Genomic DNA, 15,377 nt, shown 5'->3' on the forward strand with positions numbered 1-15,377 from the left:
GGCGGCCCGCCCGTGAGCCTGTCCGCCGGTCCGCACCGGGCGCCCGAGGGGCTGGCGGCCGGCGTGCCTGCCACCGCCGGCCATGACCTCGCCCGGTTGGTCGCGAGCTACGACCAGCGGGCCGACGCCGCCCTCATCGAGCGTGCCTTCGAGGTGGCCAACGCCGCTCATGCCGGCCAGACGCGCGAGAACGGCGACCCCTACATCACGCACCCCGTCGCCGTCGCGGAGATCCTGGCGCAATACCGGCTGGACTCCGCGTCCATCGCCACCGCCCTGCTGCACGACGTGGCGGAGGACACCAAGACCGGCCTGACCGAGATCGAGCGGCGCTTCGGCAAGGAAGTCGCTCGCCTGGTGGACGGCGTCACCAAGCTCACCCGCCTCGAACTGCAGTCCGAGCGCACCAAGCAGGCGGAGAACTTCCGCAAGCTGGTCCTGGCAATGAGCGAGGACATCCGCGTGCTGCTGGTGAAGCTCGCGGACCGGCTGCACAACATGCGCACCTTGCACTTCGTCCCGCAGGAGGCGCGGCGCCGCAAGACCGCGCGCGAGACGATGGAGATCTTCGCACCCCTTGCCGAGCGCATCGGCATGGACGCGCTGAAGACGGAGCTGGAGACGCTCTCCTTCCGCGAGCTCGACCCCGACGCCTTCCAGACCATCGCCGCGCGTCGCGCCTTCCTCTACGGCCAGGGCGCCGACCTGATCGACGAGATCAAGGCGGACCTCGAGCGCGTGATGAAGGAGAACGGCGTCGAGGTGCTGGAGCTGACGGGGCGGGAGAAGTCGCCCTACTCCATCTGGATGAAGATGCACGGCAAGAAGGTGGAGTTCGAGCAGCTCTCGGACATCATGGCCTTCCGCGTGATCGTGCCGGACAAGGGCGCCTGCTACGCGGCGCTCGGGGCGGTGCACAGCGCCTATCGCGTGGTGCCCGGCCGCTTCAAGGACTACATCTCGACGCCCAAGCCGAACGGCTACCAGAGCCTGCATACCGGCGTCACCGTGCCGGAGAAGCGCAACGCCAAGATCGAGGTGCAGATCCGCACGCGCGAGATGCACGAGGTGGCGGAACTCGGCGTCGCCGCGCACTGGATCTACAAGCAGGGCGGCGCCGCGGCGCGCGACCAGCAGAAATTCCCCTGGGTGAAGGCGCTGCTCGACATCCTGGAACAGGCGGCCGAGCCGCAGGAATTCCTGGATGCGACGCGGCTGGAGCTGCACCGCGACCAGGTCTTCTGCTTCACGCCCAAGGGCGACCTCATCGCGCTGCCGCGCGGCTCCACCTGCGTGGACTTCGCCTACCAGGTGCACAGCCAGGTCGGCGACCAGTGCGTCGGCGCCAAGATCAATGGCGTCATCAAGCCGTTGCGCACGCCGCTCGAGAACGGCGACCAGGTGGAGATAATCACCGCGCGCGGCGGCACGCCGAACCCGCAATGGGAACGCTTCGTCGTCACCGGCAAGGCGAAGGCGCGCATCCGCCGCTTCGTCCACGCCCAGCAGCGCGAGGTGCAGCGCCAGGAAGGCCGCGCCGCCATCGCGCGCGCCTTCCGCCAGGAAGGCGTCGAGTTCTCCGAGAAGGCCATCGAGCCGGTTCTCAGGCAGCTCAAGCAGCCGAGCTTCGAGGAGCTGTGCCTGGTGGTGCAGGCCGGCGGGCTCACGCCGAAGGACGTGGTGCACGCCGTCTATCCCGAGCTGAAGGGCCCGCCGCGTGCCGCGGACCCGATGCCGATCGCGCGGTCCCGCCCGCGCGCCGTGCCGCCCATTCCCGCCAAGGGCGGGCGCCGCGACGTGGCGATGGGCGTCTCCGGCCTGGTCGCGGGGATGCAGGTGAACTTCGCGGGCTGCTGCCATCCGCTGCCCGGCGACCGCATCGTGGGCATCGTCTCCACCGGGAAGGGCGTCACCGTCCACAAGGCCGACTGCAACAACCTCTCGGGCTTCGCCGACAGCCCGGAGCGCTTCCTCGACATCGACTGGGACTACGAGGGCGGGGCGGGCGGCGCGCATCTCGGCCGCATCGAGGTGGTGGCCGCGGCCGACCGGGGTTCGCTCTCGGCCGTGACGGACGCCATCGCCCGGCAGGACGGCGCGATCGAGAACCTGCGTATCCACCACCGTGGGCCGGACTTCCAGGAGATCTCGATCGACGTCGAGGTCAAGGATCTGCGCCACCTCTCCAATATCATCGCCGCGCTCCGCGCCGTGCAGGGCGTGGCACAGGCCGAGCGGGCGAAGGGATGACGTCCTCTCGATGATCATCGGGCTCGGCAGCGACATCATGGACATCCGCCGGATCGAGGCGGTGATCGCGAAGCACGGCGATCGCTTCCTCGACCGAGTCTTCACGCCGCTGGAGCGCGCCAAGGCGGAACGCCGGACGGAGAAGATCCGGGCCGCCACCTACGCCAAGCGCTTCGCGGCGAAGGAGGCGGCCTCCAAGGCGCTCGGCACCGGCTTCCGCGCCGGCGTGTTCTGGCGCGACCTCGGCGTGGTGAACCTGTCCTCCGGCCAGCCGACGCTGCGCATGACCGGCGGCGCGGCGGAGCGGCTGAAGGCCATCACGCCGGCCGGCCACCTGGCGCATGTTGCCCTGACCATGACCGACGAATACCCCTATGCGCAGGCCATGGTGATCATCAGCGCGGTGCCCCTGCCGGCCGCGCTGGGCGGCCGGGGCGGGATTCCTTGACAGGCCCTGCGTCGCCGCGCTCTATCCCGCCTCCCAGCGACGGAACCGGCGGGCGCGCCGGCCTATAGGATGCCCGCGAAAACCTCCTCCATGGCGAAGAAGAAGTCGGGCGGCTGGCTCGAGTCCATCAAGACGATCGTCTATGCCGGCCTGATCGCGATCGGGATCCGCACCATCGCCTTCGAGCCGTTCAACATCCCCTCCGGCAGCATGATCCCGACGCTGCTGGTGGGCGACTACCTGTTCGTCTCGAAGTTCTCCTATGGCTATTCGCGGCACTCGATGCCGTTCAGCCCGAACCTCTTCCAGGGCCGCATCTTCGGCCGCCTGCCGGAGCGGGGTGACGTCGCGGTGTTCAAGCTGCCGCGCGACAACTCGACGGACTACATCAAGCGCATCATCGGCCTGCCCGGCGACCGCATCCAGGTGCGCGCCGGAGTGCTGCACCTGAACGGCCAGCCGGTCCGGCGCGAGTTCCTCGGCAACTACACCGTGGAGGGCGACGGCCCCCGGATGGTGGTGCGTCGCTTCCGGGAGATCCTGCCGCCGCAACCCGGAATCGAGCCGCACGCGCACGAGATCCTGGAGATGTCGGACGACCAGCCCTACGACAACACGCCGGAATTGGTGGTGCCGGCCGGGCATGTCTTCGCGATGGGCGACAACCGGGACAACAGCCTCGATAGCCGCGCGCAGAGCGCCGTGGGCTTCATCCCGCTCGAGAACTTGGTGGGCCGCGCCGAGTTCATCTTCTTCTCGGTCGATGGCTCCGCACGGCTCTGGGAGGTCTGGGCCTGGCCCATGGCGATCCGGTGGTCGCGCCTGTTCAGCGCGGTCCGGTGAGCGACGCGCAGCAGGACGCCGTCGCCGCGCTGTCCGCGCGACTGCCGCATCGCTTCAGCCGTGCCGATCTTCTGCTGCATGCCCTGACGCATCGCTCGGCCGCCGACCCGCGGCGGCAGATGCTGGATTCCAACGAGCGCCTGGAATTCGTCGGGGACCGGGTCCTGGCGCTGCTGATCGCCGAATGGCTGGCCGAACGCTTCCCGCAGGAGCGCGAGGGCGACCTGGGCAAGCGCCTGGCGCATCTTGTCGCGCAGGATAGCCTGGCGAAGGTGGCGGCGACCCTCGGCGTGGCGCCGGCCCTGCGCATTCCTCAGAACGAGGAACGCTCCGGCGTGCGCAACCGCGCCTCCGTCCTCGCCGATGCGGTGGAGGCGCTGCTCGGCGCGCTTTACCTGGACGGCGGCTTGGAGCCGGCACGCGAGCTGGTGCGGCGCGAATGGGCGCCGCTGCTTGAGGCTTCGACACGCCCGCCTGTCTCGCCCAAGACGCGGCTGCAGGAATGGACGCTCGGGCGCGGCCTCGGCCTGCCGGAATACATGCTCGTCTCCTCCATCGGCCCGTCGCACAGCCCGCTCTTCGTCGTGCGCGTGCTCGCCGCCGGCCAGCACGCCGAGGGTTCGGGCGAGAGCAAGCGCGTCGCGGAGCAGGCCGCGGCGGCGGCGCTGCTGGGCCAGCTCGGCGCATGAGCGAGGCCGCGGGCAGCACGCGCTGCGGGCTCGTCGCCGTCGTCGGCGCGCCGAACGCCGGCAAGTCCACGCTGGTCAATGCGCTGGCGGGCAGCAAGGTCACCATCGTCTCGCCGAAGCCGCAGACCACGCGCTTCCGCATCCGCGCGGTGGTGATGCATGGGCAGAGCCAGATCGTCCTGGTGGACACGCCCGGCATCTTCGCGCCGCGCCGCCGTCTGGACCGGGCGATGGTCAGCGCGGCCTGGGGCGGCGCGCAGGACGCCGACCTCACCCTGCTGCTGGTGGATGCGCGCGCCGGGCTGAAGGACGAGGTGCGCAGCATCCTCGACGGCCTGGCGAAGTCGCGGCGCCCGCTGATGCTGGCGCTGACCAAGGCCGACCTGATCCCGCGCGAGAGGCTGCTGCCGCTGGCCAAGGAACTGAACGACCTGGTCCCGTTCCGCGAGACCTTCATGGTCAGCGCGTTGAAGGGCGATGGTCTCGACCGGCTGCTGGACGTGCTGGCCGCCGCAGTGCCCGAAGGCCCCTACCTCTTCCCGGACGACGACCTCTCCGACCTGCCGCAGCGGATGCTGGCCGCCGAGATCGTGCGCGAGCAGGTGCTGCGCCAGACGCATGAGGAAGTGCCGCACCACGCCACGGTCGAGACCGAGCAGTGGGAGGAACGCCCGGATGGCAGCGCGCGGATCGACGTGACGATCTATGTCAGCCGCGCCAGCCAGAAGGCGATCCTGATCGGCGACAAGGGCGCGCGCATCAAGGAGATCGGCCAGCGTGCCCGGCAGGAGCTGGAGAAGCTGCTGGAGCGCCGCATCCACCTGTTCCTGAACGTCAAGGAACGCGCCGGCTGGGACGAGGAACGAGGGCGGCTCCGCGCGCTGGGGCTGGACGACCCGGGTTAGGCCGCACGGCGCGCCCCGCCGTGCTCGCGCCGGTGCGCGGCGATGTCCAGCACGATTTTGATCACCACCAGCGCGACCACCGCCGCGATCGGCTCGCCGAGCGCCATCGTCGCTGCGCCGCCGCCCAGGATCACGAGGTGCAGCAACACGACCCGCGTATAGGGCTGCATCATCAGCGCCCGCGGCTCGATCCCGCGCCACTCGCCGGCACCGAGGAAGTTCACGACGAAGGAGAAGCCGTGGCTCGCAGCCAGCGCGAGCAGTGCCCAGAGCAGCCCATCCGGCGACAGCAGCAGCGCGACCGCCGCATCCAGCCCGCGCGCATCCGGCGGCGCCAGAACGCCGGCCACGAACTGCCCGTGCACGAACGCGAAGATCCCGTAGTGGAAGACGAAGAAGGGCATCAGCGCGGCCGCGGCGACGTCCCGCCGCAGCACCGCCGTGCTGGCCATGCGCAGGACCTGGAACACGCCGATGACCACGTTCTCGGCCCAGAACAGCAGCAGCAGCTCGTACGCCGACCACATGCCCAGCAGCGCACCGGCCAGCGGCAGCGCATTGGCCAGGACGAGCGCGGCTGTCGAGAGGGCGAGCGGGGGCAGGGCGCCGCGCATGCACGACATTGTCCGGCACGCGGCCGGGCAGTGCAATGCCGGCCGGCGGATGCGCGGCTAGCCCGCGATCGCCCTGCGTGTGCACACCGAAGGTGGGCACGGCGAAGGGCGTGAATCGCCGGGCCAGAGAAGCGAGACCGGCGTAGCCCTGAACACAGTCAGGGCTACGCCGGTCTAGAAGCGGCCCAGCCGGATGTTCCCGCGCCGCCACTCCGCGGCGATGCGACCAAGCGTGTCGTCGCGGCCGCCGGATGCGCGCCCTCCCGCCCCGCCACTGTCGCTCCAACTGCGCACCGGTCCGCTGTCCAGGTGGACGAAGCCGCGCTGGCGATAGACGCCGACGCCACCGCGGCCCAGCCGCGTCGCCGCGTCCACCACCGCGGGCAGCCGCCCCGCCGGCACGCCGATGTCGAGCGCCGAGGCCCGGAGGTGCTGGCTGTCGCCGGCGCCATGCACCGCGCGGTTCACCTGCGGCGTGCGGTAGCCGGAATGCACCTCGATCTCGGTGTCGAAGCGCGTGCGCGCCAGCACGTCCCAGGCGATGGCGATGGCGTCGGGATCGAAGGGGCGGGGCGGGGTGCAGCCCGGGTCGGCCAGCACCTGGGACAGCTCGGCCATCGCGGCGCGGTCGGGCTGGCGTCCGTCGTGCCAGACGCCGGTGAAGCGCGCCCCGGTGCCGGAATGGCGCAGCGCTATCCGCCGCGCAGTATTCGCGTGGCCGGCGCGCGGCAGGATCACCGTGGCGAAGGCGGCCACGCCGCCGAACAGGAGAGTGCGTCGCATCGTGCCGCTCTAACCTCCGACTGCTCTTGTTTCGACCGCCCCTCACGCCCTTGCGACGCGCATCCCCACACGATCCGTTCAGACGAAACCCAGCGGTGAACAGGAGCCGCGCTTGATCCCGGCCGGGGGCTGTGGAAGCCATGGCGCATGGAATGGCAGGCCCCCGCCGTCGTGCTGGACGTCCGCCCGCACGGCGAGTCCGCCGCGGTCGTCACGCTGCTGACCGAGGAGCATGGCCGTCACGCCGGCCTGGCGAAGGGTGGCGCCTCGCGGGCGCAGGCCCCCGTGTGGCAGCCCGGCAACCTGGTGGAGGCGCGCTGGGTCGCCCGCCTGGCGGACCAGCTCGGCGCCCTCTCCGGCGAGTTGGTGCATGCCGCCGCGGCGCTGGCGATGGACGATCCGCTGGCGCTGGCCGTGCTGCGGGCCGCCACCAGCGTGGCCGAGGGCGCGCTGCCCGAGCGCGAGCCGCATCCGCGCCTGTTCCGGGGCCTGGTTGCCCTGGTCGCCACGCTCGCTCGGGGCGGCGAGCCCGCCGTGCCGGAACTGGTGCGGTGGGAGGCGGAACTGCTGGCGGAGCTTGGCTACGGCCTGGACCTGGCGCGCTGCGCGCTGACCGGCGCCGCGGAGGACCTGGCCTTCGTCTCGCCGCGCACGGGCCGGGCCGTCTCCGCGGGCGCGGCCGGGGAATGGCGCGACCGGCTGCTGCCGCTGCCGGCCTTCCTGCTGGGGCAGGGGCCCTCCGGCCCGGCGGAATGGCTGGCCGGCCTGCGCCTGACCGGGCATTTCCTGGCCCGCGACGTCTTCGGCACCCATCACCGCCCGCTGCCGAGCGCGCGGGACCTGCTGGTGGACCGGGTGGCGGCGCTGGTGGCATAGGCCCCGGCGCGGCCATCGGCCAGCGCGACGCTGGCGACTCAACAGGCGCGGCCGACTGGTCTAGAACGGCCGGCCGAGAACGAAGCGCGAATCACAGCATCATGCCGGACGACATCAGGACCCCGCCGACGGCCTCGCCCGACGATGGCGGCTCCCGCGACACGAACCTCGCCGACGCCCTGTCAGAGCGCTACCTCGCCTATGCGCTCTCCACCATCGTCAGTCGCTCCCTGCCGGATGTGCGGGACGGGCTGAAGCCGGTGCATCGGCGTCTGCTCTACGCCATGCACCAGCTGAAGCTGGACCCCGCCGCCGGCTTCAAGAAATGCGCGCGCATCGTCGGCGACGTGATGGGCAAGTACCACCCGCATGGCGACAGCAGCATCTACGAGGCGCTGGTGCGCCAGGCGCAGGACTTCGCCGCGCGCTACCCGCTGGTGGAAGGGCAGGGCAATTTCGGCAACATCGACGGCGATAACGCCGCGGCCATGCGCTACACCGAAGCCCGCCTCACCGAGGTGGCGCAGGCCCTCCTGGAAGGCATCGAGGAGAACGCGGTCGATTTCCGCCCGACCTATGACGGGGAGGAGAAGGAGCCGCTCGTCCTGCCGGCCGCCTTCCCGAACCTGCTGGCCAACGGCGCGGCCGGCATCGCGGTGGGCATGGCGACCTCCATCCCGCCGCACAACGCCGGCGAGCTCTGCGCCGCGGCGCTGGAACTGGTGCGCGACCCCGACGCCTCGCTCGATACGCTGCTGAAGCACCTGCCCGGGCCCGACTTCCCCACTGGCGGCATCCTGGTGGAGAGCAGGGACGCCATCCGGGAGGCCTATGCCACCGGCCGCGGCGGCTTCCGCATCCGCGCGAAGTGGGAGGTGGAGAAGCTCAAGAACGGCACCTTCCAGGTCGTGGTGACCGAGATCCCCTACCAGGTCCAGAAGTCACGCCTGATCGAGCAGATCGCGCAGCTGATGGAAGAGAAGAAGCTGCCGCTGCTCGGCGACGTCCGCGACGAGAGCACCGACGTGGTGCGCCTCGTGCTGGAGCCGAAGGCGCGCACCGTGGATCCCGCGGTGATGATGGAGACGCTGTTCCGCGCCACCGCGCTGGAAAGCCGCTTCCCGCTGAACATGAACGTGCTGGACGCCGATCGCACGCCGCGGGTGATGGGGCTGAAGCAGGTGCTGCGCGCCTGGCTGGATCACCGCCACGTCGTGCTCATCCGCCGCACGGAGCACCGCCTGGCCGCGATCGCGCGGCGGCTCGAGATCCTTGACGGCTATCTCATCGTCTACCTGAACCTCGACGAGGTCATCCGCATCGTTCGCGAGGAGGACAAGCCGAAGGAAGCGCTGATGGCGGCCTTCTCGCTGACCGAGGTGCAGGCGAACGCGATCCTGGACATGCGCCTGCGCGCCCTGCGCAAGCTCGAGGAGATGGAGATCCGCAAGGAGCATAAGAAGCTCAGCGCGGAGCAGAAGAAGCTGCAGGGCCTGCTGAAGTCCGAGAAGGCGCGGTGGGACGCGATCGCCGAGGAGCTGGCGGCGACGAAGGCGAAGTTCGGCGACGGCGCGCTCGGCAAACGGCGCACCACGCCCGGCGCCGCCCTGCCGGAGGTCGCGGTGGACGAGATGGCCTTCGTGGAGAAGGAGCCGATCACCGTCATCCTGTCGGAGAAGGGCTGGATCCGCGCGCAGAAGGGCCACCTGCCGGCCGATGCGGAGCTCCGCTTCAAGGAAGGCGACTCGCTGCACCTCGCCCTGCACGCCATGACCACCGACCGGATCGTGCTGTTCGCCACGAACGGCCGCGCCTTCACGCTGAAGGCGGATGCCATTCCGCGCGGCCGCGGCGACGGCCAGCCGCTGCGGCTGATGGTGGATATGACGAACGAGGATGCGGTGGTGGCCATGTTCGTCCACCAGGACGGCGCGAAATGGCTGCTCGCCGCCTCCGACGGCAAGGGCTTCGTCGCGAAGGGCGAGGAACTGCTGGCGGAGAAGCGCACGGGCAAGCAGGTGCTGGTGGTGGAGGCGGGGAAGGAGGCCTGCGTCTGCGCGCCGGTCGAAGGCGACAACGTCGCCGTCACCACCGATGCGCGGCTGCTGGTCTTCCCGCTGGACCAGGTGCCGGAGATGACGCGCGGCCGCGGCGTGCAGCTGATCGCCCTGAAGGACGGCGAGCTGAAGGACGCGAAGGTCTTCCTGCTGAAGGAGGGCTTGGCCTGGCGCTACGGCAGCGGCGTGCGGGTGGAGACCGACCTGCGCACCTGGCGCGGCCAGCGCGCCGGCGCCGGCAAGGCCCCGCCCACCGGCTTCCCGCGGAACCGCCGCTTCGGGGCTTGAGGACGCCGGCCGTCCCCGCGTCGCCGCCGACGGTTTCGCTTGCGGCGCGGCGCCGGACGTGTCTAGCTGCCGGGAAGTGGCGGCCCGTGCTGGCCGGCGCTGCAAGGTTGGGGAAGACCAGGTGCCGTCCAACCCGTCCCGCCTGGGACGGTGAAGGGTTCCCCATGTGGATGCGTCCATCGATCCGCGACCTGCTCGATATCATGGCTGCCGCCGCGCCGGATGCCGGGGAGGCGCTGCTGCGCACCCGCGCCGAGACGCTGGAGCTGCTGATCGCGCTGTTCGGGCCGGCCGAGGGCGAGCCCGATGCGGCGCTGCGCGAGAAGATCACCCGCGCGCTGGACGCCGTGATGGCGGAGCGCGCGAGCCGTCGCCCGGCCCGTTCGCTACGGCTGGTGCCGGCGTGAGGGACGTGAAGACATTGGGCTGCCTCAGCCGGCCGGCGTCAGCGCACCAGTGATCCGCACGAGGAAGCCGACGAAGGCCCGCACCTTCGGGCTGGTTGCCGCCTGCGCAGTATAGAGGGCGTGGATCGGAAGCGGGCCGCGGGCGGCGCCCGGCGTCAGGTCCAGCAACCGGCCTAGCGCGACGTCCTCGCGGCAGAGGAAGGCGGGCAGCCAGGCCGCGCCGGCCCCGGCCAGCACCAGTCGATGCCGCGCCAGCGGCTCGTGAACCTGGGCACGGCGCGCCGGGGACTCGCCATCCAGCGCCGTCACGGCCCGGTACTGGCCGAGCGGCGTCAGCGTTTCGGGCTCGGTCGCGCGCAGCCGTGCCACCGCTTCCTCCGCCGACAAGCTTCCCGAGCGCCGCGGGCGCCGCGTAGAGCCGCAGCTGGCTGGTGCCGAGCCGGCGTGCGATCAGCGCGCTGTCCTCGAGGGCGCCGACGCGGACGATCACATCGGTCTCCGGCGCCATCGCGCCGGTCGCCGAGGCGGACACGTCCAGCACGACTTCCACGCCGGGGAAGGCACCCAGGAACTCGGGCAGGCGCGGGGCTAGGAAGCCGACGGCGAAGAGGTGCGGCACGTTGGCGCGCAACACGCCGCGCGGCGTGCCGAGCGCCGCCTGCACCGACGCCGCGGCCCCGTCCAGCAGTTCGACCACGCGGGTCGCATGGTCCAGCAGCACGCGCCCGGCATCGGTCAGCCGCATGCCGTCCGGCACGCGTTCCAGCAGGGCCGCGCCGACTTCCGCCTCCAGGCGCGCGATCTGCCGGCTGACGGTGGATTTCGGCTGGCCGAGCTGGGCGGCAGCGCGCGAGACACTGCCCGATCCGGCAACCCGAACGAAGGCGCGGAGATCGTCGCTGTTCAAGGCCTGGCCCCGTTCCCGTCCTGCAACGCGCCGTTCCCGCCGCGCGACTGCCGGCGCCTGCCCCGGCACGCCATACCGCCCGGCGCCGGGACGCCGCCATGCGCGGGTCCATGCGACACGAGACGCAGAAGAAAGAGAATTTCCATGGCCAATCCCGCCAGTCCTGCCCTGCACCGGATGACGCCTGACAGCGCGGCGATCGTCTATGTCGACTACGTCACGGGCCTCGACAACCTGATCACCACCATTCCGGGGCGCCAGTTCCGCAACAACATCCAGGCTTTCACGAAATTCTCGGGCCTGTTCAAGCTGCCGACCGCCGTCTTCGGCGAGGAGAACGACTACTACGGCACCTTCCTGCCGGAGGTCCGCGCCCTGATCGAGGCCGGCGCCGCGACCTTCCCGCGCTCCACGCCCTCGGGCTGCACGCCGGCCTTCATGGAATGGCTGGCCGGCACCGGGCGGCGCGACGTGATCATCGGCGGCATCTCGATCGACAACTGCACGCTGCACACCGCGCTCGACCTGCTGCGCGCCGGATACCGGGTGCAGGTCGTGGTCGACGTATCGGGCAGCAACAGCCGGCTCGCCGAGGACACGGCGCTGCAGCGGCTGGCCGCCGCCGGCGCGGTGAATGCGGGCTGGCTGAACACCCTGACCGAGCTCGGCACCGACTTCGCCGGCCCGTATGGGCAGGGCATGATGGGGATCATCCGCGCGCACTGGCCGGCCTCGACGATCGGCCACACCCACGACACCACGCCGGACGGTCACGGGATGCAGCTGCCGGCGTGATCCCGGGCCAGGTGCCAAGCCGGTGACGGCCGGGCCGCAGGCGGGGTTCAGCCGGTGACGCTGACCTTCACCTGGCCCTCGGCCTCCGCCGGTCCGCTGGAATCGTGCTCCGGCAGGACGCGCCAGATGCCGCCCGCCAGCGCCTCGCTGGGCCGGAAGCGGGCCTTGTAGGCCATCTTCCGGCTCTCCGGCACCCAGTAGCCCAGATACACATAGGGCAGGGAGACCGCCCGCGCCCGCGCCACGAGCCAGAGGATCGCATAGGTGCCGAGGCTGCGCTTCGGCTCCTCCGGGTCGTAGAAGGAATAGACGGCCGAGAGGCCGTCGGAGAGCCAGTCGGTCAGGCACGCCCCGAGCAGCTTGCCGCGGCCGTCGCGGAACTCCACCACCCCCGTGGTGATCGGGGTGTCCTCCACCATCGCGCGGTAGTCGTAGAAGCCCATCGCGGCCATGTCGCCATCCCCGTGCCGCGCCGCCTGGTAGCGCTGGAACAGGCCGAACTGCTCGGCCGAGGCACGGGCCGGCATCTCGTAGGCGGTCAGGTCGGTATTGGCCCGCATCACCTTGCGCTGCGCGCGGTCCGGCTGGAAGGCGCCCGCCACGATGCGAATCGGGATGCAGGCGCGGCATCCCGGGCAGACCGGCGAATAGGCGATGTTGTGGCTGCGGCGGAACCCGGCGCGGGACAGGCGATCGTGCAGCGTCTCGGCCTCGCTGCCCGCCAGTTCGGTCACGATCTTCCGCTCCGTCCGCCCGGGCAGGTAGGGGCAGGGCAGGGGCGCGGTGGTGTAGAAGAATTGCGGACGGCGGGCGGCGCGGTGGAGCATCTTTCCTTCCACAGTGTCGGCGCTGTGGCGCCGCGAATCAACGTCGGCGGAATTCCGCCGCGAATCAACCATGCACGATGTCAGGGCGTCAGGCTGATCAGGCCCGTCTCGCGCTCCGCAGCCCGGCCGAGGCGCAGAACGTGCCCGTCTCGCCAGCGTTGCAGCAGGCTGTCCCAATGGTCCGACATGGGATGGCCCGACTGTCCGGTCGCGATCATCACCAGCACGCCATCGGGATCGGAAAGGTCGAAGACGGCGCGCAGCCCGGCGCCATGCGTGTTGGCGAAGGGCATCCCGTCGCTGCCCCGCAGGCCGCCCCGCGAGATCGTCTCGCCGTCGCCGCCGGTCTGCACCTCCAGCCGCATCAGCGTGTTCACGCCCGGAACGAAGCGCAGCAGCGGGTGCTCGAAGCGGGCGACATGCGCCGCGCCCCAGCGCCAGGCGGCCGGGTCGCTGCCATGCTGGTCGCGCAGGCCCCGCACGGCCTGGTCCAGGGAGCGCGCCAGCAACGCAGCGCAGCGGTCCTCCCCGCACCAGTCGCCGGCGCGGCCGCGCGGGCCGAGCAGGCTGCGCAGGAATTCCGGGCCGGCCACGTCCTCGGCCGCCGCGGCACCGCCGGCTTCGAGCGCCAGCCGGCGGAAGGCGCGCAGCCAGGCATGGAAGATCAGGGGCTGCGGCGCGTCGGACCGCATCGTTCCGTCCCAGTCGCGCAGCAGTGCATGGGCCCGCGCCGAGTCCGTCGTCGGCGTGACGGCGCGCAGTGTGGGCAGGACCTCCCGCGCGAAGAGCGAGACGACGTCGTTCTGCATGGCCGCGAAACCCGCGGCATCGTGGCGCGGCCGCGCGGCCAGCAGCTCCGCGATGCGGCGAAGGCGCCAGTCGCCGAACCAGTCCCGACCGAGGAAGACGGGATGCCCGGGCGGCGCGGGCCGGCTGTTGGCGGCCGCCAGCACGCCGCCGGGCGGGTCCTCGACATGCGGCATGGCGTCGAAGGGCACGAAGCCCAGCCAGTCCGCCGCCCCGTCCCAGCCGGGCACCGGCAGGGCCCCGTCGCCTGAGCGCCGCACTGGCGTGCGTCCGACCAGGTATTGCGCGATGCGCCCCGAGGCATCGGCCACCATCAGGTTCTGCGGCGGGCTTGTCAGCAGCGCCGCCGCCGCCCGCGCCTGGTCCAGCGTCGTCGCGCGGTTCAGCGCGAGCAACCCGTCGGCCGCGGTGTCGGCCGGCGCCAGGTTCGCCATCGCCGCGGCCAGCACCGTGCCCGCCGGCAGCCCCGCGTTGGGGTCGAGGTCGCTCACCACCGGGCCGTGCCGCGTCTCCCGCACGCGCAGGATCTCCGGCTGCTCGCGGCCGCGCACGGCGATGCGTTCCTCGCGCAGGGCGAAGGGGCGGGGACCGTCGGGGGTGGCGTACTGGTCGGCGCTGACCAGGCGCTCGACGAAGACGTCCTGCGTGTCGGAATGCGTGGTGGTGAAACCCCAGGCCAGCTTTTCGTTGCGCCCGATCACCACGGCCGGCACGCCGGGCGCCGTGGCGCCGGCGCGGAAGCGCCCGCCCGGCAGCTCGATGCGGGCCAGGTACCAGATGATCGGCGCCTGGAAGCCGAGATGCGGGTCGCTGGCCAGCAGCGGCGCGCCGGAGGCCGAGCGCGACGGCGCCACCGCCCAGGCGTTGGAGGCGCTGTCCGGCAGCGGCGCGTCCTGTCCGAAGCGCGGCACCTGCGCCAGCACGCGGCCGAGCGCATCGGCCGGGAGGGCCGCAGCGATGTCCGGTCGGCCGGGGCTGTCATCCTCCGGGAAGATCATGCGCAGCCGCTCCGGCGGGATGGTCTGCGCCAGCCGCGCGCGCTCCACGTCGCGCCGCCAGGCGCCGGAGAGCCAGAGGCCCATCACCTTGCCCCAGAGCAGAGAATGCTCCGGCTTCCAGGGCTCCGGCTCGCCCAGCACCAGGAATTCCGGCGCGGCGAGCCGGCCGCGCACCGCGATCCAGGCATTCACGCCGTCCGCATAGGCCTGCAGCAGGTCGCGCGCCTCCGGGCTGATCGCCTCCAGATCCGCCCTTGCCCGCTGCGACAGGCCAAGCGTGCGGGAGAAGCGGTCGAGCCGCAGCGCCGTGGGACCGGCGATCTCGGCCAGTCGTCCCTCCGCGCCGCGGCGCATCGCCTCCATCTGGAACATGCGGTCGCGCGCGTGCAGGTAGCCCAGCGCCACCGCGGCGTCGCGCTCGGTTTCCGCCGCGATGCGCGGAATGCCGTCCTGGTCGAGCGTCACGGTGACCGGCGCGGAGAGGCCGGCGATTGGCAACTCCTCCCGCACGGGCGGCAGCGAGGTGTAGACCAGCGCGACGGCGAAGGAGACGCCGATCACCGCAAGCACGAGCAGCAGGGCGAGGAGACGGCCGCCGAAGCGGAGGAGGGCGCGCATGGCCGCTGAGTTGGCCCGGCCTGCGCGGCTTGGGAAGCCCGGCCCGGTCATCGCGCGGCCGCCCGCGCCAGGGCGGCGGCGATGCCGGCCTCGATGCGCTCCGCGACCGGGCGGGCGTAGTGGGTGGCGTCGCGGAACATGGCAGGGTCGCGGGTCATCGGGTCGTCATGCCGGAAATCCAGCAGGCTGGCCCGCGCCCGGGCGGCCAGCGCGGCGCGCAGCGCGTCCAGGCAGGCGGTGCCGTTGCGCGCCGCGGCGCTGCCGG

14 protein-coding genes and 2 pseudogenes are annotated in these 15,377 nt (G+C 71.8%); 9 read left to right on the forward strand and 7 right to left on the reverse strand.

Annotation, left to right across the window (positions count from 1 at the left end; all coding sequences use genetic code 11):
• Positions 1 to 12: 12 nt before the first annotated feature.
• The 5 genes from OZN99_RS11685 to era all read left to right on the forward strand — a co-directional run bounded on the left by OZN99_RS11685 (position 13) and on the right by era (position 5,135).
• Positions 13 to 2,250, forward strand: a complete 2,238-nt coding sequence (locus OZN99_RS11685; protein WP_408611828.1) for a RelA/SpoT family protein — start codon at positions 13 to 15, stop codon at positions 2,248 to 2,250.
• Between the two features lie 10 nt (positions 2,251 to 2,260).
• Positions 2,261 to 2,698 carry a holo-ACP synthase gene (gene acpS / locus OZN99_RS11690; protein ID WP_270935393.1) on the forward strand — a complete coding sequence of 146 codons (438 nt, stop codon included), beginning with the start codon at positions 2,261 to 2,263 and terminating at the stop codon, positions 2,696 to 2,698.
• A gap of 90 nt (positions 2,699 to 2,788) precedes the next feature.
• Positions 2,789 to 3,541: a signal peptidase I gene (gene lepB, locus OZN99_RS11695; RefSeq protein ID WP_270935394.1), complete on the forward strand. Its 753-nt coding sequence runs from the start codon at positions 2,789 to 2,791 to the stop codon at positions 3,539 to 3,541.
• Positions 3,538 to 4,230 (forward strand): ribonuclease III, encoded by a 693-nt coding sequence (gene rnc / locus OZN99_RS11700; RefSeq protein ID WP_270935395.1) that lies wholly within the window; start codon positions 3,538 to 3,540, stop codon positions 4,228 to 4,230. The genes lepB and rnc overlap by 4 nt, the downstream gene beginning before the upstream one ends.
• On the forward strand, positions 4,227 to 5,135 hold the full coding sequence (gene era, locus OZN99_RS11705; RefSeq protein ID WP_270935396.1) for a GTPase Era: 909 nt from the start codon (positions 4,227 to 4,229) through the stop codon (positions 5,133 to 5,135). The genes rnc and era overlap by 4 nt, the downstream gene beginning before the upstream one ends.
• Here era and OZN99_RS11710 read toward each other — a convergent pair.
• On the reverse strand, positions 5,132 to 5,749 hold the full coding sequence (locus tag OZN99_RS11710) for a DUF6498-containing protein (protein WP_270935397.1): 618 nt from the start codon (positions 5,747 to 5,749) through the stop codon (positions 5,132 to 5,134). The two genes, era and OZN99_RS11710, sit on opposite strands and share 4 nt — an antisense overlap.
• A gap of 174 nt (positions 5,750 to 5,923) precedes the next feature.
• Positions 5,924 to 6,532, reverse strand: a complete 609-nt coding sequence (locus OZN99_RS11715; protein ID WP_270935398.1) for a YcbK family protein — start codon at positions 6,530 to 6,532, stop codon at positions 5,924 to 5,926.
• Positions 6,533 to 6,679: 147 nt separating this feature from the next.
• Here OZN99_RS11715 and recO point away from each other — a divergent pair, with 147 nt between their 5' ends.
• From recO to OZN99_RS11730, 3 genes are all read left to right on the forward strand, one after another.
• Positions 6,680 to 7,408, forward strand: a complete 729-nt coding sequence (gene recO, locus OZN99_RS11720; RefSeq protein ID WP_270935400.1) for a DNA repair protein RecO — start codon at positions 6,680 to 6,682, stop codon at positions 7,406 to 7,408.
• Between the two features lie 101 nt (positions 7,409 to 7,509).
• Positions 7,510 to 9,753 (forward strand): DNA topoisomerase IV subunit A, encoded by a 2,244-nt coding sequence (gene parC, locus OZN99_RS11725; RefSeq protein ID WP_270935401.1) that lies wholly within the window; start codon positions 7,510 to 7,512, stop codon positions 9,751 to 9,753.
• Positions 9,754 to 9,917: 164 nt separating this feature from the next.
• Positions 9,918 to 10,160, forward strand: coding sequence for a hypothetical protein (locus OZN99_RS11730; protein WP_270935402.1), 243 nt, complete (start codon positions 9,918 to 9,920; stop codon positions 10,158 to 10,160).
• A gap of 24 nt (positions 10,161 to 10,184) precedes the next feature.
• On the opposite strand, the gene OZN99_RS11735 is transcribed toward OZN99_RS11730, so the two are convergent.
• Positions 10,185 to 10,529 carry a LysR substrate-binding domain-containing protein gene (locus OZN99_RS11735; protein ID WP_270935404.1) on the reverse strand — a complete coding sequence of 115 codons (345 nt, stop codon included), beginning with the start codon at positions 10,527 to 10,529 and terminating at the stop codon, positions 10,185 to 10,187.
• A gap of 43 nt (positions 10,530 to 10,572) precedes the next feature.
• Positions 10,573 to 11,241: pseudogene (locus tag OZN99_RS33530) on the reverse strand (LysR family transcriptional regulator); the annotation flags it as partial.
• Here OZN99_RS33530 and OZN99_RS11740 point away from each other — a divergent pair.
• Complete coding sequence (locus OZN99_RS11740) at positions 11,212 to 11,862, forward strand: isochorismatase family protein (protein WP_270935406.1); 651 nt, start codon at positions 11,212 to 11,214, stop codon at positions 11,860 to 11,862. The pseudogene OZN99_RS33530 and the gene OZN99_RS11740 sit on opposite strands and share 30 nt — an antisense overlap.
• Positions 11,863 to 11,909: 47 nt before the next feature.
• Here the strand turns inward: OZN99_RS11740 and OZN99_RS11745 are convergent, their stop codons facing one another.
• From OZN99_RS11745 to OZN99_RS11755, 3 genes and pseudogenes are all read right to left on the reverse strand, one after another.
• A complete protein-coding gene (locus OZN99_RS11745) occupies positions 11,910 to 12,689 on the reverse strand; it encodes an arginyltransferase (protein ID WP_270935407.1) in 780 nt (259 codons plus the stop codon).
• Positions 12,690 to 12,769: 80 nt separating this feature from the next.
• Positions 12,770 to 15,112, reverse strand: coding sequence for a penicillin acylase family protein (locus OZN99_RS11750; RefSeq protein WP_270935408.1), 2,343 nt, complete (start codon positions 15,110 to 15,112; stop codon positions 12,770 to 12,772).
• 47 nt (positions 15,113 to 15,159) lie between these two features.
• Positions 15,160 to 15,377, reverse strand: a pseudogene (locus tag OZN99_RS11755) (hypothetical protein); the annotation flags it as partial.

The sequence above is a fragment of the Falsiroseomonas oryzae genome (genome assembly GCF_027856955.1).
Lineage (GTDB): Bacteria > Pseudomonadota > Alphaproteobacteria > Acetobacterales > Acetobacteraceae > Falsiroseomonas > Falsiroseomonas oryzae.